The organism is Aestuariimicrobium sp. T2.26MG-19.2B (genome assembly GCF_950101875.1).
Lineage (GTDB): Bacteria > Actinomycetota > Actinomycetes > Propionibacteriales > Propionibacteriaceae > Aestuariimicrobium > Aestuariimicrobium kwangyangense.
Window position 1 is genome coordinate 317554 of sequence record NZ_CATNLW010000001.1, and the last position, 24428, is coordinate 341981.

Here is a 24428-nt window from a genome sequence, read left to right on the forward strand (position 1 = left end):
GTGGACGGGTGACGAGCGCATGGATTGATGCAACGGCCGGGGTCGCCGGCGACATGCTGCTGGGGGCGGCGCTCGATGCCGGGGCCGACCCGGCGGCGGTACAGGCAGCAGTGGACGCCGTGATCCCGGGAGCGGTCAGGCTGCGCACCAGCGGGGTCGTCCGCGGCGGGCAACGGGGCATGAAACTCCATGTGGACGTCCTGGTCGACAACCTGCCGCACCGACAGTGGTCGTCGATCCGCACCATGCTCGCCGAGGCCGACCTGGACGCGCTGACCCGGGAGCGGGCGAACCACGTCTTCGGACGGCTGGCCGAGGCCGAGGCAACGGTGCACGGGATCGCGATCGACGAGGTGCACTTCCACGAGGTCGGCGCCCTCGACTCGATCGCTGATGTGGTCGGCTTCTGCGCGGCCCTCACCGACCTCGGGGTGACCGAGATCGACGCCTCCCCCATCGCCCTCGGCGCCGGACGGGTCCGCGCTGCCCACGGTGACATCCCGGTGCCCGTGCCCGCGGTCGCGCAGTTGATGATCGGCTGGCAGGTCTCACCGGTTCCGGGGGGTCGGCCGCTCGCCGACCCCACCGACCACGGCCACCCGCACGACCACGACTCGCACGGCCACCACCATGGTCACGACCACCACCATCACGACCATGACCACCACCACGGAGCGGGGCACCATCACGGTGGGGACGACCACGGTGCGGACGACCACGGTGCTGAACAGGACCACGACCATGGTGGACACGACCAGCCACCGGCCCACGACCGCCCCGCGACGGTCACCACCCCCGGGCAGGTCGGCGAACTCGCGACCCCGACGGGCGTGGCCATCGTCCGAGCGCTGGCGAGGCGCTGCACCTCGTTGCCCGCGACCACGGTCCGCGCGGTCGGTGTCGGAGCCGGTGGCAAGGACTTCCCCGACCACCCCAATGTGGTTCGACTGGTGATCGGCGAACAGGTCGGCAGCGATGACGACCTCGATCACGACCGGGTGATCGAACTGCAGGCCAACATCGACGACCTGGACCCACGGCTGTGGCCGGGGGTGCTCGACACCTTGTTGGCGCGCGGAGCGCGCGACGCGTGGCTCGTCCCGATCCTGATGAAGAAGGGGCGACCGGCGCACACCCTGCACGTGCTGGCCCACGCGGACGACCGGGGTGCCATGGTCGACACGATCCTCAGCCACACCTCGACCCTGGGAGTCCGCGAGCACAGCCTCGTCCGATCGATGCTGTCGCGCGAACACCGCTCCGTCGAGGTGTTGGGGCACCCCTGCCGCGTCAAGCTCGCCCTGCGGGGGAACGTGGTGGTGCACGCCACCCCCGAGTTTGCCGACCTGGCGTCCATCTCGCGGGCCACCGGTCGCAGCGAGTACGAGATCGCCTCGTTGGCCAGTGCCGCCTGCGCGAGGTTGGTCGCATCCACGGTTCCCGACCGGCGACCCCCGGCCGAGGACCACGCCCCCGACACCCCCACCACCCCCTCTGTCACTGCCCCCACCGTCACTGCCCCCACCGTCACTGTCCCCATCGTCACTGTCCCCATCGTCACTGTCATCGAGAAGGAGGGTCGACCATGAGCGTCGACACCGACATCCGCGCCGTCGCCCACCAGCTGACCGGGATCACCAAACTCGGCGTCGCCTACTCCGGCGGGGTCGACTCCGCGACGTTGCTGGCGATCGCTGCCGAGGCACTGGGCACCGACCGGGTGGTCGCCCTGCTGGCGGTCTCCGCGTCGTTGGCCACCCGCGAACGCGAGATCGCCCATCGGGTCGCGAACGACCTCGGTGTCAGGGTCATCGAACTCGAGACCGACGAGCTCGCCAATCCCGACTACGCCAAGAACGACGTCGACCGCTGCTTCTTCTGCAAGGACGAGTTGTTCACCACGATCGATGACGAGGTCGTCGACAGTCACGGGCTGGAGTCGGTCGCCTACGGAGAGAACGCGGACGATGCCACCAGGCCCGACCGCCCCGGGGCCCAGGCCGCCACCAACCACCGGGTGCTTCGTCCGCTCGCCGTGGCCGGTCTGGGCAAGCAGCAGGTGCGTGAGATCGCCCGCCACTACGGGCTCGAGGTGGCCGACAAGCCCGCCTCGCCCTGCCTGTCGAGCCGCATCCCGCACGGACAGCCCGTCACCGCCGAGAAGTTGCAGCAGATCGACCGGGCCGAGACGATCCTTCGCGAGGCGGGCTTCAGCGATTGCCGCCTGCGCCACCACGGTGACCTGGCACGCATCGAGGTGCCCTCGGCCGAGATCGCCCGCTTCGCCGACGACGACCTGCGCGCCCACGTCGAGCGGGAACTGAAGGCGCTCGGTTTCCGACAGGTGACCGTCGACCTGGGCGGGATCCGCTCGGGGGCCTTCACCCTGCAACTGCTGACCACCCGCGGAGCCGTCCATGCCTGAGTCCAACGCCACCGCCCTCGACGACGCGACCAGCGGGATCGACGCCATCGCCACCCTCGACCACGACCGGGCTCGCCGCCGTGGCTACCCCGAGGCCGTCTACTGCTCGGGCAAATCACCCGACCAGGTGCGGGTGATCGCCAGCGAGATCGCCTCCCATCCCGACCACGTCACACTGTTCACCCGCGCGGACGAGGCACGGGCGGCGGCCATCCTCGAGGTGCTGCCCGACGCCCACCACGACCCGGTCGCGCAATTGCTGGCCTGGCCCGCCCAGCCCCCGGAACCCAGCGGCGAGGTGGTGGTCGTGGCCTGCGCGGGCACCTCCGACCTGCCGGTGGCACGTGAGGCCGAACTCACGGCCCGCTACCTGGGACGACCCACCCAGCTGATCGTCGACATCGGCATCGCCGGTGTGCACCGCACCCTGGCCCGCACCGACCAGTTGCGCTCGGCCGGCTGCGTGGTGGTGGTCGCCGGTATGGACGGAGCCCTGCCCGGGCTGGTCGCCGGACTGGTCGAGGCACCCGTGGTCGCGGTCCCCACCTCGGTGGGGTACGGCGCCGCCTTCGGTGGCCTCGCTCCCCTGCTGACGATGCTGAACGCGTGCGCTCCAGGAGTGGGCGTGGTCAACATCGACAACGGCTACGGGGCCGGTCACCTGGCGGCCCAGATCACCCGCCCGCGCTGATCGTCGTCCGCTGAGGGTCCCCACCGTTCAGCGTGGCCGACACAGGTACACGAACTCCAGACCGGGGCGGTCGGGGGCCTGACGCAGCTCGTCGACCACGAACCCGGCCCGGTCGAGCAGCGACCTGTTCTCGGCATCGTCGCGGAACCTCAGGGTGGACTCCGAGGGTACGGTGCTGCCGTCCGGGAACTCGTATTCGCCACCGAACGTGACCAGGGGGAGGTCGACCCGGACGAAGGTCCGCCGCTCCACCACCAGCCCGAGGCCGGGAAAGGTCTGACCCGCCTCGTGCGGCTCCGCCCACTGCTCCCACGCCCTGGCCTCCGGCCGGCGCGTCTCGAACACGAACCAGCCGCCGGGGCGCAGCCGCTCGCGGATGGCGACCAGGGTCTCGAGCCAGGCCTCGTCGGTCAGGAAGACCTGGGCGGCGTTGCCGGTCATGGTGGCCAGGTCGACCTGTTCGGTGGGCGCGTCGACCGCGGTGCCCACGTGCCAGCGGACCTCGTCGGCGCGAGGCTTCGAGCGGGCGACCTCGACCGAAGCGGCAGCGGGGTCGACACCCGTCACCGTCACACCGACGGCTGTCGCGAGCAACGCGAGGGTGCCGGTGCCGCAGCCGACGTCGAGCAGCGTGCGGACCCCGAGGTCGTGGATGATCGCCAGGTAGGCGTTGAGGTCGATCCGCGAACCGTCGAAGGCGTCATACAGAGGGGCCAGCCGGGTGTCGGCAAAGATCGGGTCGGGCATGGTCCGACCGTAGTTCACGCCCCCTAGACTCACCCCGGTGAGCAGCACCGAAGCGACCCTCCCCTTCTCGCCCGACCGGGGGCCCGAGCGCCCGGCCAGTTCACCACCACGCGCCGGGCTCTTCCCCGGGGTCGAGGTGCACCGCTACGAACCCCGACCTGGCGCCAGTGTGACGCTGGTCGAGGCCCTCGACGTGGCCGGCGACACCGTCTTCCGGATCGCGGTGCACCCCGAGCTCGGCTTCACCCCCGACGACAAACCCGTCCCCCTGCACCAGGCCACCCTGGTGGGAGTGCGCGCCCTGGACGACGCCGGCGAGCAGACCTGGCTCGTCGACCAGCACGGACTCCCCTTCGTCCCCGATGACGAAGGTGTGCTGTGGAGCGACCAGTGGAACCTGGTCGACCTGGACCTGTCGCCGCTGGCCGGACGCACCGTACGCCTCGACCTGGTGGCCGGCGAGCGATCGGGGGGTCGCGGCTGGCTGCAGGTGGTGGGTCCGGTGCCGACACCGGTCGAGTCACCGGACGTCGTCGCCCGGGTGCGCACCACCCGCGGCACCCATGGACGATCGGGCGAGTCCTTGAGCCGTGGCAACACCTTCCCCCTGACGTGCGTGCCGCACGGGTTCAACTTCCTCACCCCTGTGACCGACGCCCGCACCACCCGATGGTTGTACGGCTGGACCGGGTCCGACTACGACGACGAACCTCGTCCGGCGCTGCAGGCCCTCAGCTTCAGCCACCAGCCGAGCCCGTGGATCGCCGACCGATTCGGTTTCCAACTGATGCCCTGGCAGGGCCAGGCACACGTCAACCCCTTCCAGCGCCAGCGGCGATTCGCCCACGAGAACGAACTCGACCGGCCCCACCACTACCGCGTCGACCTCGACCCCGCCCCCGGCGGTTCAGCTGCCGACCAAGGGTCGATCCGGGCTGAGATGACCCCCACCTCACACGCCGGTGCGTTCCGCTTCCGGTTCCAGGGCGGAGGCCCGCGCGGAGTCGTGCTCGACCTGCCCGGATCGGGCCGCCTCGACGTCGTACAACTGCCCGACGGACGGGTCTCGTTCACCGCGGCCATCGACTCCGACATCGACCTTCGCCACCCCGCCGAACCCGGCCTGAGGGGATACGTCTACGGGGAGACCAGGCAACCCGTGACCCATCGGGGACAGTGGTCACGAGAGGGCCTGCCCGAACTGCCCACCATCCTGGGTCGCCGGATCACCCGAGCCTTCCCGACCTCGTTGCGGGTACCCCTGCCCCGCCCCCAGTCGCGGGTGCTCACCCTGACCGATGGTGACGAACTCGAGGTGGTGGTGGCCATGAGCTTCATCTCGACCGCGCAGGCTCGCCACAACCTGGCGCTCGAGATCGGTGGTCGGGGCTTCGACGAGATCCTCGAGCAGGCCCACGACCAGTGGGCCGACCTGCTCGGACGGCTCGAGCTCGACGGCGGCACCCTCGACCAGCGCACGAGCGCCTGGTCGAACCTGGCCCGGCTGTACGCCTGGCCCAACGAGCACCACGAGAACGTCGGCACCGCACAAGCGCCCGTATGGGCCCACGCCTCGCCGGTCAAGGAACACCTGCACCGGCACCTGCCCGATCGCACCGGGGCGGCCGTCGTCCGGGGTCGCATGTACGTCAACAACGGCTACTGGGACACCTACCGCACCTGCTGGCCCGCTTACCACCTGTTCACCCCCACCCGTGCGCAGGACCTGCTCGAGGGTCAGGTGGCCCACTACCGCGAGGGGGGCTGGATGCCCCGCTGGTGCGCCCCCGGCTACGTCGACTGCATGGTCGGCACCTCGTCCGACGCCATCTTCGCCGATGCCGCCGCGCACTCGATCGACCAGGACGAACTGGCCGCCTACGACTCCGCCCTGCGCAACGCGACCTGTGCCAGCGAACGGACGATCGTGGGTCGCGTCGGCATCGACCGCGGCCGCTTCGTGGGGCACGTCGACACCGACACCGACGAGGGGTTCAGCTGGTCGATGGAGAACGCGAACTGTGATGCCGCGCTGGCGCTCTGGTCGAGGCGACTTGCCGCGGACGAGTCCCTGCCCGAGCGGCGTGCGGAGTTCGAGGCCAACGCCGTCTGGTTCGCACACCGCAGCCTCGGCTGGCGGACCCTGTTCGACGACCGCACCGGCTTCCTGCAGGGACGCAGGCCCGACGGGTCCTGGCGCTGGGAGCCCGCCGACTACGACCCCGAGCGCTGGGGGGACGACTACACCGAGACCAATGGCTGGGGGATGGCCTTCTCAGTGCCCCACGACGGGGCCGGGCTGGCCTCGGCCCTGGGTGGCGAGGCGCGTCTCGCGGCCAAGCTCGACCAGGCGTTGGCCACCGTCGAGACGGCCTCCGAGGCGACCGCTGGCTCCTACCCGGCCACCATGCACGAACGCGTCGAGGCCCGCGCGCTGCGGCTCGGCATGATCGCCATGTCGAACCAGCCCGCCCATCACTCGCCTTTCATGTACGCCCACACGGGCCACCACCACCGCACCCAGTGGCTCACCCGCGAGATCCTCGAGCGGCTGTTCGTCGGTTCCGAGATCGGGCAGGGCTACCCCGGTGACGAGGACAACGGCGAGATGTCGGCGTGGTGGCTGTTCGCCGCCTTCGGCTTCTACCCGCTGCAGGTGGGGTCGGGTGAGTTCGTGATCACAGCCCCCCTGTTCCGGCGGATGGCGTTCACCCGCGACAACGGCCGGCGCATCGAGGTGCGGGCGTCCGGGGTCGAGCACCGTCACATCCAGTCGGTGCGGGTGAACGGCCAACCCTGGGACGAGGTCACCCTGCCGCTGTCACTGTTCGACCACGACCTGCTGGTCGAGGTCGAACTGGGCGCCGACCCTTCGCAGTGGGCGGCAGGATCGCGGCCGCGATCGATCAGCACCACTGACGGGTTCCCCGAGGCATGGACCGGCGACCTGACGGCCCGGGCCAGGGTCTCCCGCCATCGCACGGGGCAGGACTGGGACCTCGGCACCGAGCTCACCGATGATCGCGGCCAAGTGGAGGAACTCTCCGCGGGCGACGTCATCGAGATCACCTGGGACGACCCCGTCTCGACACAGGTGATCACGTTCACCACCGAGGACCTCACGGCCTGTCCCCTCGCCGTCGAGGTACTCACCGAGGCCGACGGTTCCCACCCCGCTTGGGCCGAGACACCCGTCCGTCCGCGGGCAGCCCTGTGGGCCAACCAGACCCAGGCCCATCTGTTCCGACACTTAGGGGTCCGCGGAGTCAGGGTGACCGCCCTCGCCGACACGCGACTGCGCCAACTCGAGGTCTACTGAGCGACCGCCCAGCGCTCGCCGGCGGACCCACCCCCGGGCTGGGCCGGTGCCCACCGGCCAACCCCTTGACAGGCCCAACCCCTTGACAGTCCCCCAGCCTGAGCACAGACTGCGAGCATCCCTAGGGGTGGGGAGGGGTCATGATTCTCGCTGAGTCAGGGACGGCACCGCCGATCCTCGACCCGACTTCGGCGCGCGTCCGCGAAGCCTCGGCCCTGCTCGACCCGTCGGTCTCCTCGGGACGGTCGGGCTCTGCGGCCACAGCGGTTCGTCCGGCAGCCGACCCCACCTTGTTCGCGGCGCCTGAGGTGCTGGACGAACTGGTGCGGATGTTCCGGGGCAAGTGTGGCTACTGCGAGTCGCTGCTGGGCACGGCAGGCATCGACAACGTCGACCACCTGCGGCCACCGCGCGACGCGCTCGGCAGTGACGGCCTCACCAGTCCCCGCCACTACTGGTGGCTGGCCTACGAGTGGACCAACCTCGTGCTGGCCTGCACCGACTGCATCAAGCACAAGGGCGCCAGGTTCCCCGTACGCGGTCCGCGGATGGAGCCGGGCGGCTCCCCGGCCGACGAGGCCGCACTGCTGATCAATCCCCGCGACCACCTCGAGAACCCCTCACAGGTGTTGGTGTTCCAACCCGACGGTGTGGTCGCCAGCACCGATGAGCGAGGGATCGCCACCATCGAGGTGCTGGGGCTGAACAGGTCGGCACTGGTCACCGCCCGCGCCCAGGTGTGGAACGAGGTGACCGCCGGACTGGCCACCGTGGGTTACGTGCCCGATGACGGCGAGAGCTTCCATGCCATGCGCATCCAGCTGGTCAATGACGACACCCGCACGCGCCAGCAGGCCCGGGTGGGATTCGACCTGACCCAGACGGCCCGGCAGGCCTCCGCGCTGCCGGTGGCGCAGGTGGTCGCCTCGCCCAACTCCGCCCCGTCGAACTACTACAGCGCCACCCGCTGGATGGAACACATCGAGCTGCACAACGTGCGTCCCATCAAACATCTCGAACTCGACCTGACCGCTTCGAGCACCACCACGGCCCCCTGGGAGGTGTTGCTGGGCGACAACGGATCGGGCAAGTCCAGCATCCTGAAGGCCGTCGCCCTCACCCTGGTCGGCGCCGACCAGCGACGGGAGTTGGAACGCACCCTGGGCATCTCCCCCAGCTCGATGCTCCGCCGGGGCTGCCGCAGCGGGTACGTGAAGGTGTGGCTGACGGGACTGCCCGAGCCGGTGACGTTGACCTTCTCGAGCCGCGAGGCGGAGTTCGGCGGAACACCGGAGCCCCAGGTAGTGGTGCTCGCCTACGGGGCGATGCGCTTGCGGGGCCGGGGAGGCGCGCAGCGGGCCTCGTCGGTCGGCAACGTGGCAAACCTGTTCGACCCCAACCACGACCTCGTCGACCCCGGTCCGTGGCTGACGGCGCTGGACGACGCCACCTTTGCCGCGGTCGCCGACTCGATGCGGTTGCTGCTCGCCCTCGATGACCAGACCTCGTTGGAGCGCAATCACCGCCACGGCACCCTGTGGATGCGGTTCGGCCGCAGCCGCGAACCCTTCGAGGAGCTCAGTGACGGGTTCCAGAGCATGCTGGTGCTGGCCTGCGACATCCTCGACACCGCCTTCTCGGTGTGGACCTCCCCCTCGACCGCCGAGGGCATCGTGATCGTCGACGAACTGGGAACCCACCTGCACCCACGGTGGCGGATGCGGGTCGTCGACGGTCTTCGCCGGGTCCTGCCGCGGATGCAGTTCCTGGTCAGCACCCACGACCCCCTCTGCCTGCGCGGACTGGGCGACGGAGAGGTGAGCGTCATCCTGCGCAATCCCGACGGCGACGTCGTCACCATCACCGACCTGCCGTCGGTCAAGGGTCTGAGCGTCGAACAACTGCTCACCTCCGAACATTTCGGGCTGGGATCGACCCGCGACCCGCACGTCGACGAGTTGTTCAGCAGGTACTACGCGCTGCGGGCCGTGCCGGCGCGCACCCCCGACCAGGACGCCGCCCTGGCGGCCATCGACTCCGAACTGGTGTCGCTGCGCCAGCTCGGCACCAGTGAACGGGAGAGACTCGTGTTGCAGGCAGCCGACTCGTTCATCGCCGACCGGCGGGCCAATGGTGACAAGGTCGCCCTGCGCGGTGAGGTGAAGGCGCAACTGCGTTCCCTGTGGGAATCGGCCCTGCCCCCGACCACCCCCGCCGCCCCCGGCGGTGGGGCATGATCCGACTCGTCTGCCCTCCCGCCCCGGCCAGTCTGTCGAGTGCCAGCACCCAGCGGGAACGGGACTCGTTGGTGGCCTGGTACACCGATCCGACCCATGGGACGACGCCCTGGCCGGGCACCTTCGCGGCCTACAAGGGTGACGACGTCAGGGCCGAACTGACAGGGGTCTTCTCGGCCAAGTGCGCCTACTGCGAGAGCTACTTCGGGGCCACCCAACCGCTCGACGTGGAGCACTTCCGCCCCAAGGGGAAGGTCGTGCGTGAGCGGATCGTCGACGGCCACACGGTGCGCAAGCTCGAGGCTCCCGGGTACTGGTGGTTGGCGTCCACCTGGATGAACCTGCTGCCCTCCTGCTCGGACTGCAACCGGCCCCGGAGGCAGGAACTGCCCCTGGGTCTGCGGGCCACGGCCGGCAAGGCCAACCAGTTCCCCGTGGCGGACGAGTCCAAGCGCGCCACGGCGCCCGGCCAGGAGGACGCCGAGCCCCGCCTGCTGCTGCACCCCTACCTGGACGATCCCCCTCAGCACCTCCACTTCGTGGAGGCGCCCGGCTCGATCCGTGACGGCGAGGTCGAGGCCAGGCCGTCGACCATCGGTCCGGGACCGAGCGCCATGGGGGTCGCCTCGATCGAGGTCTATGCGCTGCAGCGGCAGGGCCTGGTGGCCGCGAGGGCGGCCCAGCTGCGACTGCTGCGGAGCCACCTCGTCACCATCCGCTGGCTGCTCGAGGACATCTCGACCCAGGGCCTCACTGCCTCGTTGAGGGACAGGTTCACCCACGAACTGGGCGAGCTCGAGGCCTTCTGCGCCCCGACCGCCCCCTACTCGGCCATGTGCCGGCAAGTCGTCGACGAGTTCAAGCGGACCCACCTCGAGGAGTCACCATGACCCAGCAGCCCGTGCCGACCGACCTGAGCGACCCCGCCGCCTACTCGGCGCCCGATCGTGAATGCGACATCATCATGAAGGGCGGCATCACCTCTGGCGTGGTCTACCCCTTGGCCGCGTGCCGATTGGCGACCCGCCACCGACTGCGGCAACTGGGTGGTTCCTCGGCAGGGGCGATCGCGGCCGCCCTGGCCGCCGCCGCCGAACACGGACGATCGACCGCCCCCTCACAGCTGACGAGCACCGACGCCGGGTTCCCGAGGCTGGCGCAACTGCCCGACTTCCTCGGCGGCCACCTGCTCGGACTGTTCCAGCCGATGCCCAGCACCCGGGCCGCCTTCGAGCTGGTGCTGGGGGCGCTGGCCCAACCCACCACCGCCGGCAAGGTGCAGCACAGCGTGAAGGCTGCCATTGCCGCGAACCGCAGGTGGTTCTGGGTTCCGGTCCTCGCCACGCTGGTGGCAGCGGTGCTGCTCGTGCTCGCCTCGTCGGGAGTGCTCACCGGCGAGAGGGGCGGCGTCTGGTCGTGGCTCTCGCCCCTGCTGCTGGCGCTGGTGGTGCTCGCGGTCGTGGTGCTGGTCGGGATCGGTCTGGCCGTGTGGCGGATGGTGCGTGACACGGCGAGGGTGATGAATCGCAGCGGGTTCGGGCTGGTGAACGGCCACGACCCCAGCGGGCAGACCCTGCCGCTGACCGACTGGATGACCCGCACCATCAACCAGACGGCCGGACTACCCGCGGATGGTCGTCCGCTCACCCTGGGCGACCTGTGGGGGCCGGAAGCCGTGGAGGTGCACCGGAGCCTGCGCGACAAACCGAACGCCAGCCCGGCCGAGTGGAGCGCCTTCGACCCGCGGGTGACGCTGACCACCACCACCACCTGCCTCGACCAGGGCAGGCCCTACCAGTTGCCCTTCACCAGCGACATCTTCCACTTCTGCCCCGACTGCCTCGCCGAGTACTTCCCGGTCTCGGTCACCAAGCACCTGCGCGCCACGGCTCGGCCGGCCTCGCAGGTTCCCCAAGGGCCTGGTCCCATCCCGATGGAATGCCCGCGACATCCGGGCACCCAGGTGCTGAAGTTGCCGGACTCCCCCGACCTGCCCGTGGTGATGTTGGCACGGCTCTCGCTGAGCTTCCCGGTGCTGATCTGCGCGGTGCCGCTGCACTACATCGACTTCGCCCGCGCCGAGGGCAAGCGGTCGTTGGTGGTGGGGTGGTTCTCCGACGGTGGCATCGCCAACAACTTCCCCATGCAGTTCTTCGACCGGCTGATGCCGCGCCGACCCACCTTCGGCATCAACCTCGCCAACGAGCACCCGGACTTCCCCGACTCCGACGTCTACCAGATGCCCCAGACCGGTCAGCGGCTGGTGCGCAGTCTGCCGATCACCTCGGTGATCGGCCTGTTCGCGGGCATGAAGCGCACCTGGCAGGACTGGTCGGACCAGCTGCAGACCGAGGTGCCCGGGTTCCGTGACCGGATCGTCGAGGTGGCCATGCACCAGGGCGAGGGTGGCCTCAACCTGGCCATGCCGGCCGAGATCATCGCCGCGCTGTCGTCGCGCGGTGACGAGGCCGGGCGGCGGCTGCTCGAGTTCGACCTGGAGGCCCACCGCTGGATCAGGTTCCGCACCGCCATGAGCTCCTTGTCGGAGGTGCTCGAACAACTGCAGCAGCCCCACGACCCGCTGCCCGAGCCCTGGCAGGGGAGCTACAAGTTCTCCTCCCACCGGCAGGAGACGCTCACCCGTGACGAGTTCGACCAGCTGGTGGCACTGGCCCGCGCGTGGCGGGCCGACAACTATCCGGCCACCGGTGAGGGGAATCCGCGCCCGGTGCCTCGCCTGCGGCACGTGCTGCGCACCTGAACCTGGGTCATCCGGAGCCTGGGGCATCCGAATCCCGGGTTCACCTTGGGTTCCGGCGCGTCCGAAACCCCGGCACTGGCCGAATCCTCGGGTCACCCAGGGCCGGGCTCCTGACCCAATCGTGCCGATTGTGTGCTCTGGCACCAGTCGTGCGGCTGTGGCAGCAACAATCGCCGTCAGACGACACGATCGGCACGATTCACCCCCCGGCCATGCGTGTCATCGGGGCTGGTCCCGCCTAACCGCGCCCCCAGAACAGCCGATCCGTGACCCGAGCCGAGCGTCGGGAGGCCCGGCTCCACTCCTCCAACAACTCCGAGGCCTGGCCGAACCCCCTCCCCAGCAGGTGTGACATGGCCGCCAGGTCGCGGGCATCGGTGGGGATGGCGTCGCTGCGGCGCGCCTTGGTCAGCACGATGGCGTTGCGCAGGCGGCTGGCGAGTTCCCAGCTCTGCAGCAGCTTCTGCGAGTCCAACGGATCGAGGATGCGCAACTGCGACAACCGGTCGAGGGCAGCCACCGTCGAGGTCGTGCGCAGGTCGGGGCACTCGTGCGCGTGCTGCAACTGCAGCACCTGCACCGTCCACTCCACGTCGCTGAGTCCGCCGCGGCCGAGCTTCACGTTGCGGCCCGGATCCTGTCCCCGCGGCATGCGTTCGGTCTCCATGCGCGCCTTGAGTTTCCGGATCTCCGCCAACTGCAGCCGGTTCAGGCCACCCTCGGGCCAGCGCAGGCCAGCCACCGAGTCGAGCACTGCGGCCACCGTCGCGGGATCGCCGGCGCCGTGGTCGGCCCGCAGGAGTGCCTGCGCCTCCCAGGTGTCGGCCCATCGTCCGTAGTAGGCGATCGTCGACGAGACCGACCTCACCATCGGGCCCCCCTTGCCCTCCGGACGCAGGTCGGCATCGATGGGCAGGGCCGGGTCGGGACCAGCCGACCCGAGCGCCTGGCGCAGCCGCGCCACCATGGCGGTCGCCTTCGAGCCCGCCTCGGGGTCGTCGGAGTCGGCGTGGACGAAGATGGCGTCGGCATCCGAGCCGTAGCTCTGCTCCCGCCCGCCCCACCGTCCCATGGCGATCACGCCCAGGGTGGGTGCCTCGGGCACGTCGCGGGCGATCGCCTCGAGGGTGACATCGATGGTGGCGCTGGTGAGCTCACTGAGCGCGCGACCGAGCGTGGCCAGGTCGATCCGGCCGAGCAGGTCGGCCACGCAGATGCGGAAGAGTTCCCGCCGACGCTGGGCGCGCACCGCCCTGACGGCACCGTCGACCTGGTCATGTCGCTGGACGGCAGCGCGCATCGAGGCGCGCACCTGCGCCAGGTCACGGGGCACCAGTTCGGCATCGGAGGCCATGATCTGCACGGCCTCGGGGTCCCGCTTCAGCAGGTCGACCACGTAGCGGGAACTCGACAGGATGGTGGCCAGCCGATGGGCGGTCTGCCCCGAGTCGCGCAGGGTGCGCAGGTACCAGGGAGTGTTGCCCAAGGACTCGCTCACCTGCCTGAACGCCAGCATGCCGGCGTCCGGGGAGGGAGCCTCGGCGAACCAGCCCAACATCGCCGGCATCAACTGCCGCTGGATCTCGGCGCCACGGTTCAACCCACTGGTCAGTGCCTGGATGTGGCGCAGGGCGGCGTCGGGGTCGGAGAACCCGAGCACCCGCAGCCGGTCACGCGCCGCCTGGGGGGTGAGTGCCAACTCCTGCGAACTGATCCGGGTGGCGGCCTCGACCAGGGGGGAGTAGAAGATGCGCTGGTGCAGCCTCAGCACCTTCTGGGCAGACTGCCTGAACTGGGTCATCACCTCGTCGCCGCCGCGCAGCCCGATGCCCCGCCCCAGCCGTCGCAGACCATCGGGATCGCTGGGCAGGAGGTGGGTGCGGCGCATCCTGAACAGCTGCACCCGGTGCTCGAGGAGCCTCTGGAATCGGTAGGCCGTGCCCAGTTCGACACCGTCGCGGCGTCCGATGTAGCCGTGGTCGACCAGTTCCTGCAGGGCAGTGAGCGTCGCTCGGGCGCGCAGCCGGTCGTCGGCTCGTCCGTGCACCAACTGCAGCAATTGCACGGTGAACTCGGTGTCGCGCAGCCCTCCCGACGACAGCTTGATCTCCCGGTCTGCCTCCTTGGCCGGGATGGTGCGGATCACCCGCTGTCGCATCGCCTGGGTCTCGGCGAGGAAGTGTTCGCGTTCGGCGGCCCGCCACACCAGCGGCTGCACGATGTCGAGGAACCCCTGCCCGACCTCGGCGTCGCCGGCGACCACGCGTGCCTTCAACATGGCCTGGAACTCCCAGTTGGAGGCCCACTTCTCGTAGTAGCTGCGCATCGACCCCAGCGTGCGCACGAGTGCCCCGGCCTTGCCCTCGGGACGAAGCCCCGCGTCCAACTGCCAGATCGAGCCGGCTGCCGTGTGGGACGAACAGATCCGGGTCATCGCAGCCGCGACCCTGGTCGCCAGTTGGACGGCCTGGTCGCTGGTCGCGGGTTCACCGGTCGCCGGGTCGACCCCCGGTTCGGCCACGAAGAGCACGTCGACGTCGGAGATGTAGTTGAGTTCCTGGGCCCCGGCCTTGCCCAGCCCGATCACGGCCATCCGGGTGGCCTCGTGGCCCGGCACCTCCCGCTGGGCGAGCACCAGGGTTGCCTGCAGCACGGCGTCGGCGAGGTCGGCCAGTTCGGCCGCGATGTCGGGCAGCACGCCCTGCGGGTCGGGGTGGGCGAGGTCGCGGGCGCTGATGCGCAGCAGGTGGCGCTTGTTGGCCCGCTTCAGCGCGTCGACCGCCTCGAGCTGGCTCCATCCCTCGACGGTGCACCGTGCCATCAGGTCGGCGGCGATGTCGGGCGCGGGCACCCGTTCGGGGGTGGGCTCCAGCACCTCGACGTCCTCGGGGTGTTGGACGAGGTGTTGGGCCAGGGCACTGCTTCCCCCGAGCACCAGCACCAATCGCTGCGCCCACTCCTGGTTCTGGGCGAGTCGCGGTCGCAACTCGGGGGCGGCCGGCAGCAGCCGGGTCAGTTCCTCCAGAGCCAGGTCGGGATCGGCCACCCGGTCGAACAGGTCGAGCCACCGTCCCTCGGCCAGCCAGACCGGCGGCTGGTGTCCGATCAGTTCGGTCAGCGACCGGACAAGTGTCGCGGAGCGGGTGGCGTCGAGGAAGCCCCGGCGTGCCAGCTCGCCTGGTGTGGTCGAGAGGCGGGTCACGTCAAGAGCCTATGCTCAAGCGGTTGGCAGTCGTTTGGGTGCCGGTAACCCGTGAGACAACTTCGGGCCACCCGCGCCTCCTAGTGTCGTCGAGGTGACCATCGTGGCAGCAAGACAGGACCAGGCCCTGCGGCGGGTCATCGCTGCCTTCGTGGCCGAACTCGAAGCCCTGGTCCCGCAGACCAAGGAGGTCACCACGCGGCCGGCGGCGAGCGACGAACGCCACCTGCGTGACCGCGCCGGTCGGGGGATGGTGCTGCTGACCGATGCCCTGCAGACCCTCGGGTCCCCCACCACCACCCGTCCCGAGAGCTGGGGCACCCACCTCCGTCACCGCGCCCTGGCCGAGCAGGCCCTCGCCGAGGTCTCGGAGTCGGTGCTGGGACGCGACTCGGCCGCCAGCCTGACCCAGCAGGCGCGACGGCTGCTCGCCGATGTCGTCACAGAACTCGACCATCCCAAGCTGCCGGCCGCGGTCGACACCCTGTTCGGCGTCGCCCGGCTCATCGACTACCTGCGCGGCTCACTCGTCGACGCCGTCTCGGTGTCGTTGCGCCACGGCTCCCCCGCCCCAGCCATCGCCCTGACGGAGGCGACCCGTGCCCTGGCGATCGCGCTCGGGGAACGGCACCCGGGGGCCACTCTCGAGGTGAGGGTGCCACCCGCCGCTGCCGTGCAACTGGACGCCCTCGGCGAGGGTCCGGTGCACACACGGGGCACCCCGCCGAACGTGATCGAACTGCCGGTCGAACTGTTCCTCGAGTTGACCACGGGACTACGTCGCTGGGACGAGCGGGTGGCCGAGACCTACGCGTCGGGCGCCCACGTCAACGCCTTCGAAGCGATGCTGCCGGTCATCGACCTCGGACGACGTCAGCTGCTCTGAGTCGGCCCCACGCGCTCAGAGCAGGGGCAGGTACTTGGCCACTTCGAAAGGGGTGACCTGGCTGCGGTACTCCTCGAACTCCGCCCGCTTGTTGCGCAGGAAGAAGTCGAAGACGTGGCTGCCGAGCGTGTCGGCGACCAGTTCGGACTGCTCCATGGCGCGGATCGCCTCGTCGAGATTGCGGGGCAGTTCATCGATGCCCATCGCGGACCGCTCCCGGTCGGTGAGCTGCCAGACGTCGTCGGCGGCCTCGTCGGGCAGTTCGAACTCGTTCTCGATGCCCGACAGTCCGGCCGCCAGGATCAGCGCGTAGGCGAGGTAGGGGTTGCAGGCAGAATCGAGGGAACGCAGTTCCACCCGGGCCGACGACGGCTTCTCCTGGTTGAACATCGGCACCCGCACCAGCGCGGAACGGTTGCTTCGTCCCCAGCACACGTAGCTGGGTGCCTCGGATCCACCGACCAGACGCTTGTAGGAGTTCACCCACTGGTTGGTGATCGCGGTGATCTCCTTGGCGTGGTGCAGCAGTCCGGCGACGAAGTGTCGTCCGGTCTTCGACAGTCGCGCCTCGTCGGCGGCGTCGTAGAAGGCGTTGGTGTCACCCTCGAACAGGCTCAGGTGGGTGTGCATGCCCGAGCCGGCGTGGTCCGAGAAGGGCTTGGGCATGAAGGTGGCGCGGATGCCCGAGGCGACGGCCACCTCACGGACCACGGTGCGGAAGGTCATGATGTTGTCGGCCATGGTGAGCGCGTCGGCGTAGCGCAGGTCGATCTCGTGCTGCCCGGGCGCGGCCTCGTGGTGGCTGAACTCGACCGAGATCCCCATCTGCTCGAGCATCTCGATGACGTCGCGGCGGAAGTCAGTTCCTCGTCCCAAGGTGGTGTGGTCGAAGTAGCCACCCATGTCGAGGGGCTCGATCGGCTCGCCGGGGGCGGTGTCCTTGAGCAGGAAGAACTCGATCTCAGGATGGGTGTAGAAGCTGAACCCCATGTCGGAGGCCTTCTTCATGGCCCGCTTCAGCACATACCTCGGGTCGGCGTAGCTCGGGGATCCGTCGGGCAGGGCGATGTCGCAGAACATGCGAGCGGTGCCCCGGCGCTGCTGGCGCCACGGCAGGTGAGTGAAGGTGCTCGCGTCGGGCTTGGCCGTCATGTCGGACTCGTAGACCCGGGCGTAGCCCTCGATCGCCGAGCCGTCGAAGCCGATCCCGTCGGCGAAGGCTCCCTCGAGTTCGGCCGGGGCGATCGCCACGGACTTGAGCGAGCCCAGCACGTCGGTGAACCACAGGCGCACGAAGCGGATGTCCCGCTCCTCCATAGCGCGCAGCACGAACTCGGTCTGCCTGTCCATGGCCTCAGTCTGCCCTCTCGCGTGTAACAACTGCGTTACGGTCCGCCGCCCCACGAGGGCTGGTCCGGCACCCGGGGCAGCCCCGTACCCCTTGCCTACACTGTGCCCATGGCGCAACCGGGATGGTATCCAGACCCGTCGGGACGACCCGGTCACCTGCGCTGGTGGGACGGGTCGGCGTGGGCCGGCGACACCGTCCCGTCCCGGGGGACACCGAACCGGGGCGGGCAGGGCCCGACCCGCACCACCCCGGGAGGTCCGCCGCAGGGTCGTCCTCCCCGGGGGTGGGCATGGTTCCTGCTGGTCGGTGTGGTCGTCGTGGGCGTGTCCCTGGCCCTGGTGGTCCGGGGGTGGTCCCGTTCCGACCGGGTGGAGGAGGACACCAACTCGTCCACCCCCACCATCTCGCAGTGGGACGAGACCTCGACCCCGACGGCCGAGCCCTCACGACCCGACGGCTCGGACGGCACCCAGCGCACCTGCCCGGTCGTGCTCGAAGCCAACCAGAGCGGCGTCGCGGCCGGACGCCTCACCGGCGGTGGCATCTCGTACGTGCCGGTCGAAGGCTGGACCGTCACGACCCGGCCGAGCGTGGACTGGGCCGACGACCAAGCCGGGCAAACGGTGCCGGTGTTCAAGTCCTGGATCGCCGGGATCACCATCGGGCAGGTCGACACGGCCGATTTCAGTGACGATCCACGCACGGCCGCCGCACGCATCCTCAGTTGCGAGGCCTCGTCCCAGTACTACCCGGGCTACCGCGGGCACACCGTGCTCAGCCAGCAGGCGATCACGGTCGACGGACGCTCCGGGTGGCGACTGCGCGGCGAGGTGCGCGACGACTACTACCCCGAGGTGAAGGGCGACACCCTCGACATCATCGTGCTCGACGTCGGACGACCCGGGAAGCTGGCCTTCTTCCGGGGAATGGCCCCCATCGATCGCCCTGAGTTCCAGCAGCCCGTCGACCTGGCGGCGACCACGATCCGGGTCGTGGGGTGACGGGCCTGATCCCGACCGCCTCCTAGACTGGGCGCATGTCGCAGCCAGGCTGGTACCCCGATCCGTCCGGACAACCGGGCCAGTTCCGCTTCTGGGACGGCGCGCAATGGAGCCAGCAGACGACCGCCAACCCCGCCCAGACCCCGCCACCACGCGGTGGGCAGGCGCCCCCGCCACGTCGGTCGGGGGGTGCCGGACGGTGGGTACTGCTGGTCGTGGGAGTACTGGTCGTGGCCCTGGTGGGTTTCCTCGTGGTCCGCGGCCTGGGCGGACGCACCACCACCATCGCCGAGGACACCAACTCGTCCACGCCCACCGTCTCGCAATGGGACGAGACCTCCACCCCCACCCAGACCCCCTCGCCCACCAACCCCGAGTCGTCGGGTGGCGTGGAGGTCGCCTGCCCCGAGGGCGGCGGCGACAGCGGCAAGAGTGCCCAGAACGGACGACTGACCGGTGGCAGCATCTCGGTGGTGTCGCTCGGCTGGGAGTCGGGCGGTTTCAGCCTGCCGTGGATGTATGACACCTCATCGGAACTCAAGCAGATCACCAGCAGGTGGGTGAGCGTGAACGCCGTCGGCGCCCTGCGCGTGGCAGACGGGTTCGAGGCTCCCGAACCGGCCGCCCGGGTGATGATGAGCTGCTTCGCCAGCTCCGGCTACTACCGGGGGTTCACCGGACGAACCGACGTGGTCAGCGAGGCCATCACCATCGACGGCCATCAGGCCTACCACCTGCGCTCCGAGATCTTCGTCGGCGACCAGGGTCCCGACATCAAGGGTGACGTGGTCGACGTCGTCGTCGTCGACACGGGCAACCCGGAGTCGGTCGGGGTCTACGTCAACTCGGCGACCATTGGCGACTCCGCCACCCAGGCCGAGGTCGACCGTTCGATGGCCAGCATCAAGGTCGGCTGATCGTCAGACCACCTGCCGACGCTGATGTGGGTGGGTGGTCGACCGGATGGTCAGGACTTGAACGGGCCCCAACCCTGCTTGTCGTCGCCGTCGTCGTCCTCGTCGTCGTTCCAGCGAGGGTCGTTGTCCCAGGCCTCGTTGCGTTCGGCCACGTGGGCGAGCGCCTGCTGGGCCTCGGCCCGCGACGGGTAGGGGCCGAGCCGGTCCTCGGCCTTGCAGCCCTCGGCCACCTCGACGGTCTTGTGCACCAGACAGTAGTAGTACTGGTCGGACACCTCACGACTCCTTGCTCGGCACGGGCTCGGGCCGGGGTCGTAGAATCGGGCGGGTGAATCCTGTTGTGGCCCACCCGATCAGTTCTGAGCGACCCGTTCCCGGTTCGATTGCACGCCCCCACTACGTGGGCAAACGGGCTCCTTCACCGTACACGGGTAGCCATGTGCAGTCGGCGGAGACGATCGAACTCATGCGGGAGTCATCGCGGATCGCGTGCCAGGCCATGCACGAGGCGGCCAAGGCGATCGCCCCCGGGGTGACCACCGACCAACTCGACAAGGTGGCCCATGAGTTCATGCTCGACCACGGCGCCTACCCCTCGACCCTGGGCTACCGGGGTTTCCCCAAGTCCTCGTGCACCTCGGTCAACGAGGTGATCTGTCATGGCATCCCCGACGCCCGTCCGCTCGAGGACGGCGACCTGGTGAAGATCGACGTCACGGCCTACAAGAACGGTGTGCACGGCGACAACTGCGCCACCTTCTACTGCGGTGAGGTGGACGAGGCCTCCCGCCTCCTGACCGAGCGCACGCAGGAGGCCATGAACCGCGGTATCCGCGCGGTGAAGCCCGGTCGTCCGTTGTCGGTGATCGGACGGGTGATCGAGTCCTACGCCTCGCGCTTCGGCTACGAATCAGTGCGTGAGTACACCGGCCACGGAGTGCACACGGCCTTCCACTCGGGTCTGGTGGTGCTCCACTACGACGAACCGCGCCTCGACACCCCCATCGAGGTGGGGATGACGTTCACCATCGAGCCGATGCTGGCGATGGGGTCGGCCAAGAACCACCAGTGGGACGACAACTGGACCGTCGTCACCAACGACGGCTCGAGGGTGGCGCAGTTCGAACAGACGATCGTGGTCACCCCGGACGGAGCCGAGGTGCTGACGCTCCCGATGGAGGGGATGACCCCGGCCCCCAACGGGCCCGCTCCCGTGCTGCCCTGAGTTCGGGGGAGGCGCGCGTCACCCCTCCTGCGAGGAACCTCGATGCTCTTGCCGGGGTCGGCGTGATGTGACGAACTGCACATCGAAATCGCCGTGTGTCGGTGGGAGGGTCGCGAGCGCCCCGGCTGGGCCGCCAGTAGCGTTCCATCTGCGGGTCACTCTTCAGGCATCGTCCCGTTCCCCCCGAGCAAGGGACCGGCCTCCCCCGTTGTACTGAGACGGTCTCCCTGGGACGAGTGAGAAGAGTGACCCGCCACACCGCCTCACCCTCGACCGAGGGTGAGGCGAATTTGTTCCAGGTCGCCGGGCGAGCGCGCTGGCCCCCGCGTGCCGCTGGGATGATAAGGACGAGTTGGCCTGTAAGCCGGGTTCTGTACGCCGAAGCGCGGTGATCATCCATCTGCGACGGCTGTTGCCAACCGCCTTCCACCGAAGTGGTGCGACCTACCCGAACGCTCGGGCGAGCAGCCCTCGAACACGTTCTGTCTGGTCTTGCTCCGGGTGGGGTTTACCGAGCCACTCCAGTCACCTGGAGTGCTGGTGGTCTCTTACACCACCGTTTCACCCTGACCAACCGAAGTTGGCGGTCTGTTCTCTGTGGCACTGTCCCGCGGGTCACCCCGGGTGGGTGTTACCCACCACCCTGCTCTGAGGAGCCCGGACTTTCCTCGACAGTTTCCTGCCGCGATCACCCGGCCAACTCGTCCGTCGCACCAGTGTAGTGCCGGTGACGCCCGCTGGCGCTCGGGCCGACTGTGGGGTCAGTCCCGCTGGCGCTCGGGTGCACCGGTGGTCAGCACCGCTGACGGTCAGGCCACCTCGAAGCCGACCTTGCCCTCCACCGGATCGGCCTTGACCAGCCGCACCCGCGCCTCGTCACCCAGTTCGAGATCGCCGCTGACACGAGCCTCGATGGCCGGCTCGACGATCGAGACGATGCCTTGGTCCTCGCGCTTGTCATCCACCTGGATCACCACTCCCGTGAACACCTGCCCGACCTTGTCGGAGAGCACGAGGGCCTCGACCAGGTCGGTGATGCCGCGCTCGAAGGCCTTGGCCCGACGATCGGACTCGGCCATCTCGTCCGGCAGGGACGGCAGTGCCGCCAGCGCCCACTCGGGCACGGGCTGGCCCGCCGAGAGGGCCACGCAGACCTCGAGCACGTAACGGTCGACGAGCCGTCGCAGGGGTGCGGTGGTGTGGGCATAGTTGGCCGCCAGCGCCCCGTGGACGAGTTGGTCGGCCGCCAGGCCGTCCTTGATGACGGTGTAACCGGCGCCGCGGAACAACCGGACGCAGCTCATCATCATCGCCTGCGCCACCGGGTTGGTGACGTCGAGCGCGCCGACGAACTCCGCATAGGACATCGACTCGGGCCAGGGCAGCTTGAGGGTGTGCGCGACGGCCCGGAGCTGGCGGACGACCTCGCGGTCGGGCGGCGGCAGTGTGCGCAGGATGCCGACCCCGGCCTCGAGCATCACCTGGGCGGCGGCCATCCCCGTCATCAGTGAGATCTGCGCGTTCCAGTTCTCGTTGGGCAGGCTGGAGCGGTGCGTGAGTCGCCAGCCGCCCGACCGGGAGGTGTCGACGACCTGCTCGGGCAGATTGAGGGAGACACCGCCGCGCTCGACCTCCAACTGCTGACGCAGATCACCCACCTCTCGCAGCAACTGCATCACGGGCCCGGCCTGGCCGTTGTCGAGCTTGGCCTGCTCGGTGGGATAGTCCAGTCGCTCCCGGCTGACCACGAGTGCCCGGGACACTGCCGTGGCGGTGACCTGACCGTGGGCGTCGAGATCGAGCCGCCACACGATGGCCGGGCGTGGTCTGCCGTCGGCGAGCAGCGATGCGGCCGCCTCGCTCAGCACGGGTGGATGCAGGGGGAAGCGTCGGTTGGGCGCGTACAGGGTCTGCCCTCGGCGGTGGGCCTCGGCGTCGATCGGCCCGCCCGGAGCCACCCAGGCGGCGACGTCGGCGATGGCGTAGAGCACCGTGTAGCCCTGCTTCGCCTTCTCGATGTACATGGCCTGGTCGAGGTCCATCGACCCTTCCGGGTCGATGGTGACGAAGGGCACGTCGGTCAGGTCGTCGTAGGTTCGGCTGGAGTCGTAGCCGGACGACGCCACCCGCTCGGCCTCGGCGACCACCTCGGCGGGGAACTCCAGGGGCGCCCCGATCTCGTCACAGAGTCGATCGAAGCCTGTCTTGATGGCGGCGGGGAATCCCTCGTCCGCACGCAAGTGGCGAACCGGCATGAAGCCCTCCTGGTCACTGGTCGTCCGGTGCCCGCAGCCGCGGACCCCTCGGCCAGTCTTGCGCGCCGGGGGCTCGCACGGGGAGCAACCGTGCCAATCCGGGGCGGCCGGGTCGCCCGGCACGCGCCCTCGGCGGATGGCTCGGCACCCAATCGTGCGAGATGTGTGCTGTGGTGGCAATGGTGGCCACTGGCGAGCAACAATCGCCATCAGCGCACACGATCCGCACGATTGGCGGGGCGAGATCATGGGTCACGCCGTGAGGTCACCCCATCCGAGGGGGCGCCGCAGCGGTTGGGCTGGGCCGGTCCCCGCCCTCCGCCGGCGTGCTCCCCCCAGTCGTCCGAGTTCTCTGGGGCTGAGGAGCGGGATCAGTTCGGCCAGGATCCCGTCCGGATCGCTGAGGATGCGTCGCGGGGAGACATGAAGCAGTCGCCACCCCGTCGACTCAACCCGGTTGTGGCGGATCCAGCCCGCCTCGACCGCGGCCGGAGCGGAGTGGTGTTCCCGGCTGTCGACCTCGACGCCCACCCGTGATTCGACAAAGGCCGAGTCGAGGAAGCAGTGGCCCCCGGTCGGGAAGTCGAGGCGATGATTGGCCTTCCAGCCTCGCAGTCCGGCACGCCGGTAGAAGTCGTGCAGGTCGAGTTCGGCGGGCGACCACGGCCCGCGCCCGGCACGCACCATCACCTGCCTCCACGCCTTGCGCAGGCCTAACGGGGCCAGGTCACGCGCCTCCAACAGGCGGGGCACCGAGAAGGCATTGGTCCTGAGTCCTTCGGTCAGCAGAGCCCAGTCGCCGTGCTGGGCCGCCCACAGTGCGGCCGCTGCCGGTGTCTGGAACCACCAGGGCCCGGCACCCCACACCAGTGGGTCGGGCCACTGGATCGCGTGGAGCGTGACCTCCGGCGGGGCAGCGTGGCGAGGCAGCCTGACGACCGAGGCATCGACGCCGGTGAGCCCCACCAGTCCCGGACGGAAGAGGTGGGCGGCGCTGCGCCCGAGCAGGACCGCCCTCGGTTCCCACAGGCGGAGCGCGACCATCACGTGCTCCGGGTCATAGGCGATCCCGGCCGCCAGCACCACGCCGGGGAACACTCGGAGGAGTTCGCCCCGGGCGACGGCACGCGCGACCTGGCCCCTCAGCGCAAGATGGTCACGCACCCGGAGACAGCCGTGTTCCTGACGGAGTACGTGGTCGAGGTCTGGTGATCGTGGGCGCACGGATCGACGATGGCTGCAGATGCGGGCATGGCGCCCGGCCTTCCGCCGACCTGTGGACAACTCTTGCGCCATCGCGAACAGCTGTGGAAAACCTCACCATGCGCTCGCCGCTGTGGGCGAGGCCTTGGCGCAGCCGCCGAGCGCGGTACCCAGCCTGGCCCGGCGCAGCCACGGCCGAGGCTTGGCG

At 69.7% G+C, this 24428-nt stretch carries 17 protein-coding genes and 1 other RNA gene; 11 read left to right on the forward strand and 7 right to left on the reverse strand.

From position 1 onward, the window contains the following. Nucleotides 1-8: 8 nt before the first annotated feature. The 3 genes from QQZ11_RS01475 to larB are packed head-to-tail and all read left to right on the forward strand — an operon-like array spanning nt 9 to nt 3116. The gene (locus QQZ11_RS01475; RefSeq protein ID WP_284548279.1) at nt 9-1589 is read left to right on the forward strand and encodes a LarC family nickel insertion protein; all 1581 of its coding nucleotides are present in this window, start codon (nt 9-11) and stop codon (nt 1587-1589) included. Beyond that, nucleotides 1586-2425 (forward strand): ATP-dependent sacrificial sulfur transferase LarE, encoded by an 840-nt coding sequence (gene larE, locus QQZ11_RS01480; protein ID WP_284548282.1) that lies wholly within the window; start codon nt 1586-1588, stop codon nt 2423-2425. The genes QQZ11_RS01475 and larE overlap by 4 nt, the downstream gene beginning before the upstream one ends. Further along, nucleotides 2418-3116: a nickel pincer cofactor biosynthesis protein LarB gene (larB, locus tag QQZ11_RS01485; protein WP_022909639.1), complete on the forward strand. Its 699-nt coding sequence runs from the start codon at nt 2418-2420 to the stop codon at nt 3114-3116. Before larE ends, larB begins: the two co-directional genes overlap by 8 nt. A 27-nt stretch (nt 3117-3143) precedes the next feature. Here larB and QQZ11_RS01490 read toward each other — a convergent pair whose 3' ends face one another. Continuing rightward, the gene (locus QQZ11_RS01490; protein WP_284548283.1) at nt 3144-3863 is read right to left on the reverse strand and encodes a class I SAM-dependent DNA methyltransferase; all 720 of its coding nucleotides are present in this window, start codon (nt 3861-3863) and stop codon (nt 3144-3146) included. 37 nt (nt 3864-3900) lie between these two features. Between QQZ11_RS01490 and QQZ11_RS01495 the strand changes: the two genes are divergently transcribed. The 4 genes from QQZ11_RS01495 (at nt 3901) to QQZ11_RS01510 (ending at nt 12180) form a co-directional block, all read left to right on the forward strand. Further along, entirely contained in the window at nt 3901-7182 is a 3282-nt protein-coding gene (locus tag QQZ11_RS01495; protein WP_284548285.1) for a GH92 family glycosyl hydrolase, read from the forward strand. 140 nt (nt 7183-7322) lie between these two features. Continuing rightward, nucleotides 7323-9419: an AAA family ATPase gene (locus QQZ11_RS01500; protein WP_284548286.1), complete on the forward strand. Its 2097-nt coding sequence runs from the start codon at nt 7323-7325 to the stop codon at nt 9417-9419. Continuing rightward, entirely contained in the window at nt 9416-10309 is an 894-nt protein-coding gene (locus tag QQZ11_RS01505) for a hypothetical protein (protein WP_284548288.1), read from the forward strand. The genes QQZ11_RS01500 and QQZ11_RS01505 overlap by 4 nt, the downstream gene beginning before the upstream one ends. Further along, the gene (locus QQZ11_RS01510; RefSeq protein WP_284548290.1) at nt 10306-12180 is read left to right on the forward strand and encodes a patatin-like phospholipase family protein; all 1875 of its coding nucleotides are present in this window, start codon (nt 10306-10308) and stop codon (nt 12178-12180) included. The genes QQZ11_RS01505 and QQZ11_RS01510 overlap by 4 nt, the downstream gene beginning before the upstream one ends. A gap of 238 nt (nt 12181-12418) precedes the next feature. On the opposite strand, the gene QQZ11_RS01515 is transcribed toward QQZ11_RS01510, so the two are convergent. Further along, nucleotides 12419-15382, reverse strand: a complete 2964-nt coding sequence (locus QQZ11_RS01515) for a bifunctional [glutamine synthetase] adenylyltransferase/[glutamine synthetase]-adenylyl-L-tyrosine phosphorylase (RefSeq protein ID WP_284548292.1) — start codon at nt 15380-15382, stop codon at nt 12419-12421. 103 nt (nt 15383-15485) lie between these two features. On the opposite strand from QQZ11_RS01515, the gene QQZ11_RS01520 reads away from it, so the two are divergent. Beyond that, nucleotides 15486-16268 (forward strand): sterol carrier family protein, encoded by a 783-nt coding sequence (locus QQZ11_RS01520; RefSeq protein WP_284548294.1) that lies wholly within the window; start codon nt 15486-15488, stop codon nt 16266-16268. A 15-nt stretch (nt 16269-16283) separates the two neighbouring features. On the opposite strand, the gene QQZ11_RS01525 is transcribed toward QQZ11_RS01520, so the two are convergent. After that, nucleotides 16284-17585 (reverse strand): glutamine synthetase family protein, encoded by a 1302-nt coding sequence (locus QQZ11_RS01525; protein WP_026377802.1) that lies wholly within the window; start codon nt 17583-17585, stop codon nt 16284-16286. Between the two features lie 141 nt (nt 17586-17726). On the opposite strand from QQZ11_RS01525, the gene QQZ11_RS01530 reads away from it, so the two are divergent. Both QQZ11_RS01530 and QQZ11_RS01535 read left to right on the forward strand, forming a co-directional pair. Further along, nucleotides 17727-18620, forward strand: coding sequence for a DUF2510 domain-containing protein (locus QQZ11_RS01530; RefSeq protein WP_284548295.1), 894 nt, complete (start codon nt 17727-17729; stop codon nt 18618-18620). 35 nt (nt 18621-18655) lie between these two features. Then, nucleotides 18656-19537, forward strand: coding sequence for a DUF2510 domain-containing protein (locus QQZ11_RS01535; RefSeq protein WP_284548296.1), 882 nt, complete (start codon nt 18656-18658; stop codon nt 19535-19537). Between the two features lie 50 nt (nt 19538-19587). Here QQZ11_RS01535 and QQZ11_RS01540 read toward each other — a convergent pair whose 3' ends face one another. Continuing rightward, the gene (locus QQZ11_RS01540; RefSeq protein WP_022909628.1) at nt 19588-19812 is read right to left on the reverse strand and encodes a hypothetical protein; all 225 of its coding nucleotides are present in this window, start codon (nt 19810-19812) and stop codon (nt 19588-19590) included. 53 nt (nt 19813-19865) lie between these two features. On the opposite strand from QQZ11_RS01540, the gene map reads away from it, so the two are divergent. Next, entirely contained in the window at nt 19866-20762 is an 897-nt protein-coding gene (gene map, locus QQZ11_RS01545) for a type I methionyl aminopeptidase (protein ID WP_084707628.1), read from the forward strand. 344 nt (nt 20763-21106) lie between these two features. Here the strand turns inward: map and rnpB are convergent. The 3 genes from rnpB to QQZ11_RS01560 all read right to left on the reverse strand — a co-directional run bounded on the left by rnpB (nt 21107) and on the right by QQZ11_RS01560 (nt 24241). Beyond that, an RNA gene (rnpB, locus tag QQZ11_RS01550) (RNase P RNA component class A) lies at nt 21107-21466 on the reverse strand. A 105-nt stretch (nt 21467-21571) separates the two neighbouring features. Then, nucleotides 21572-23017 carry an RNB domain-containing ribonuclease gene (locus QQZ11_RS01555; protein ID WP_284548298.1) on the reverse strand — a complete coding sequence of 482 codons (1446 nt, stop codon included), beginning with the start codon at nt 23015-23017 and terminating at the stop codon, nt 21572-21574. Nucleotides 23018-23269: 252 nt separating this feature from the next. Beyond that, the gene (locus tag QQZ11_RS01560; protein WP_284548299.1) at nt 23270-24241 is read right to left on the reverse strand and encodes a type IV toxin-antitoxin system AbiEi family antitoxin domain-containing protein; all 972 of its coding nucleotides are present in this window, start codon (nt 24239-24241) and stop codon (nt 23270-23272) included. Nucleotides 24242-24428: the final 187 nt, after the last annotated feature.

Excerpts from the sequence above, each read along its gene's own strand:
- QQZ11_RS01530 (WP_284548295.1), top strand. The coding sequence starts at position 17,727 with ATGGCGCAACCGGGATGGTATCCAGACCCGTCGGGACGACCCGGTCAC.
- QQZ11_RS01500 (WP_284548286.1), top strand. The coding sequence starts at position 7,323 with ATGATTCTCGCTGAGTCAGGGACGGCACCGCCGATCCTCGACCCGACT.
- QQZ11_RS01525 (WP_026377802.1), bottom strand. The coding sequence starts at position 17,585 with ATGGAGGAGCGGGACATCCGCTTCGTGCGCCTGTGGTTCACCGACGTG.
- larE (WP_284548282.1), top strand. The coding sequence starts at position 1,586 with ATGAGCGTCGACACCGACATCCGCGCCGTCGCCCACCAGCTGACCGGG.
- QQZ11_RS01535 (WP_284548296.1), top strand. The coding sequence starts at position 18,656 with ATGTCGCAGCCAGGCTGGTACCCCGATCCGTCCGGACAACCGGGCCAG.
- QQZ11_RS01555 (WP_284548298.1), bottom strand. The coding sequence starts at position 23,017 with ATGCCGGTTCGCCACTTGCGTGCGGACGAGGGATTCCCCGCCGCCATC.
- QQZ11_RS01490 (WP_284548283.1), bottom strand. The coding sequence starts at position 3,863 with ATGCCCGACCCGATCTTTGCCGACACCCGGCTGGCCCCTCTGTATGAC.
- QQZ11_RS01505 (WP_284548288.1), top strand. The coding sequence starts at position 9,416 with ATGATCCGACTCGTCTGCCCTCCCGCCCCGGCCAGTCTGTCGAGTGCC.
- QQZ11_RS01510 (WP_284548290.1), top strand. The coding sequence starts at position 10,306 with ATGACCCAGCAGCCCGTGCCGACCGACCTGAGCGACCCCGCCGCCTAC.
- larB (WP_022909639.1), top strand. The coding sequence starts at position 2,418 with ATGCCTGAGTCCAACGCCACCGCCCTCGACGACGCGACCAGCGGGATC.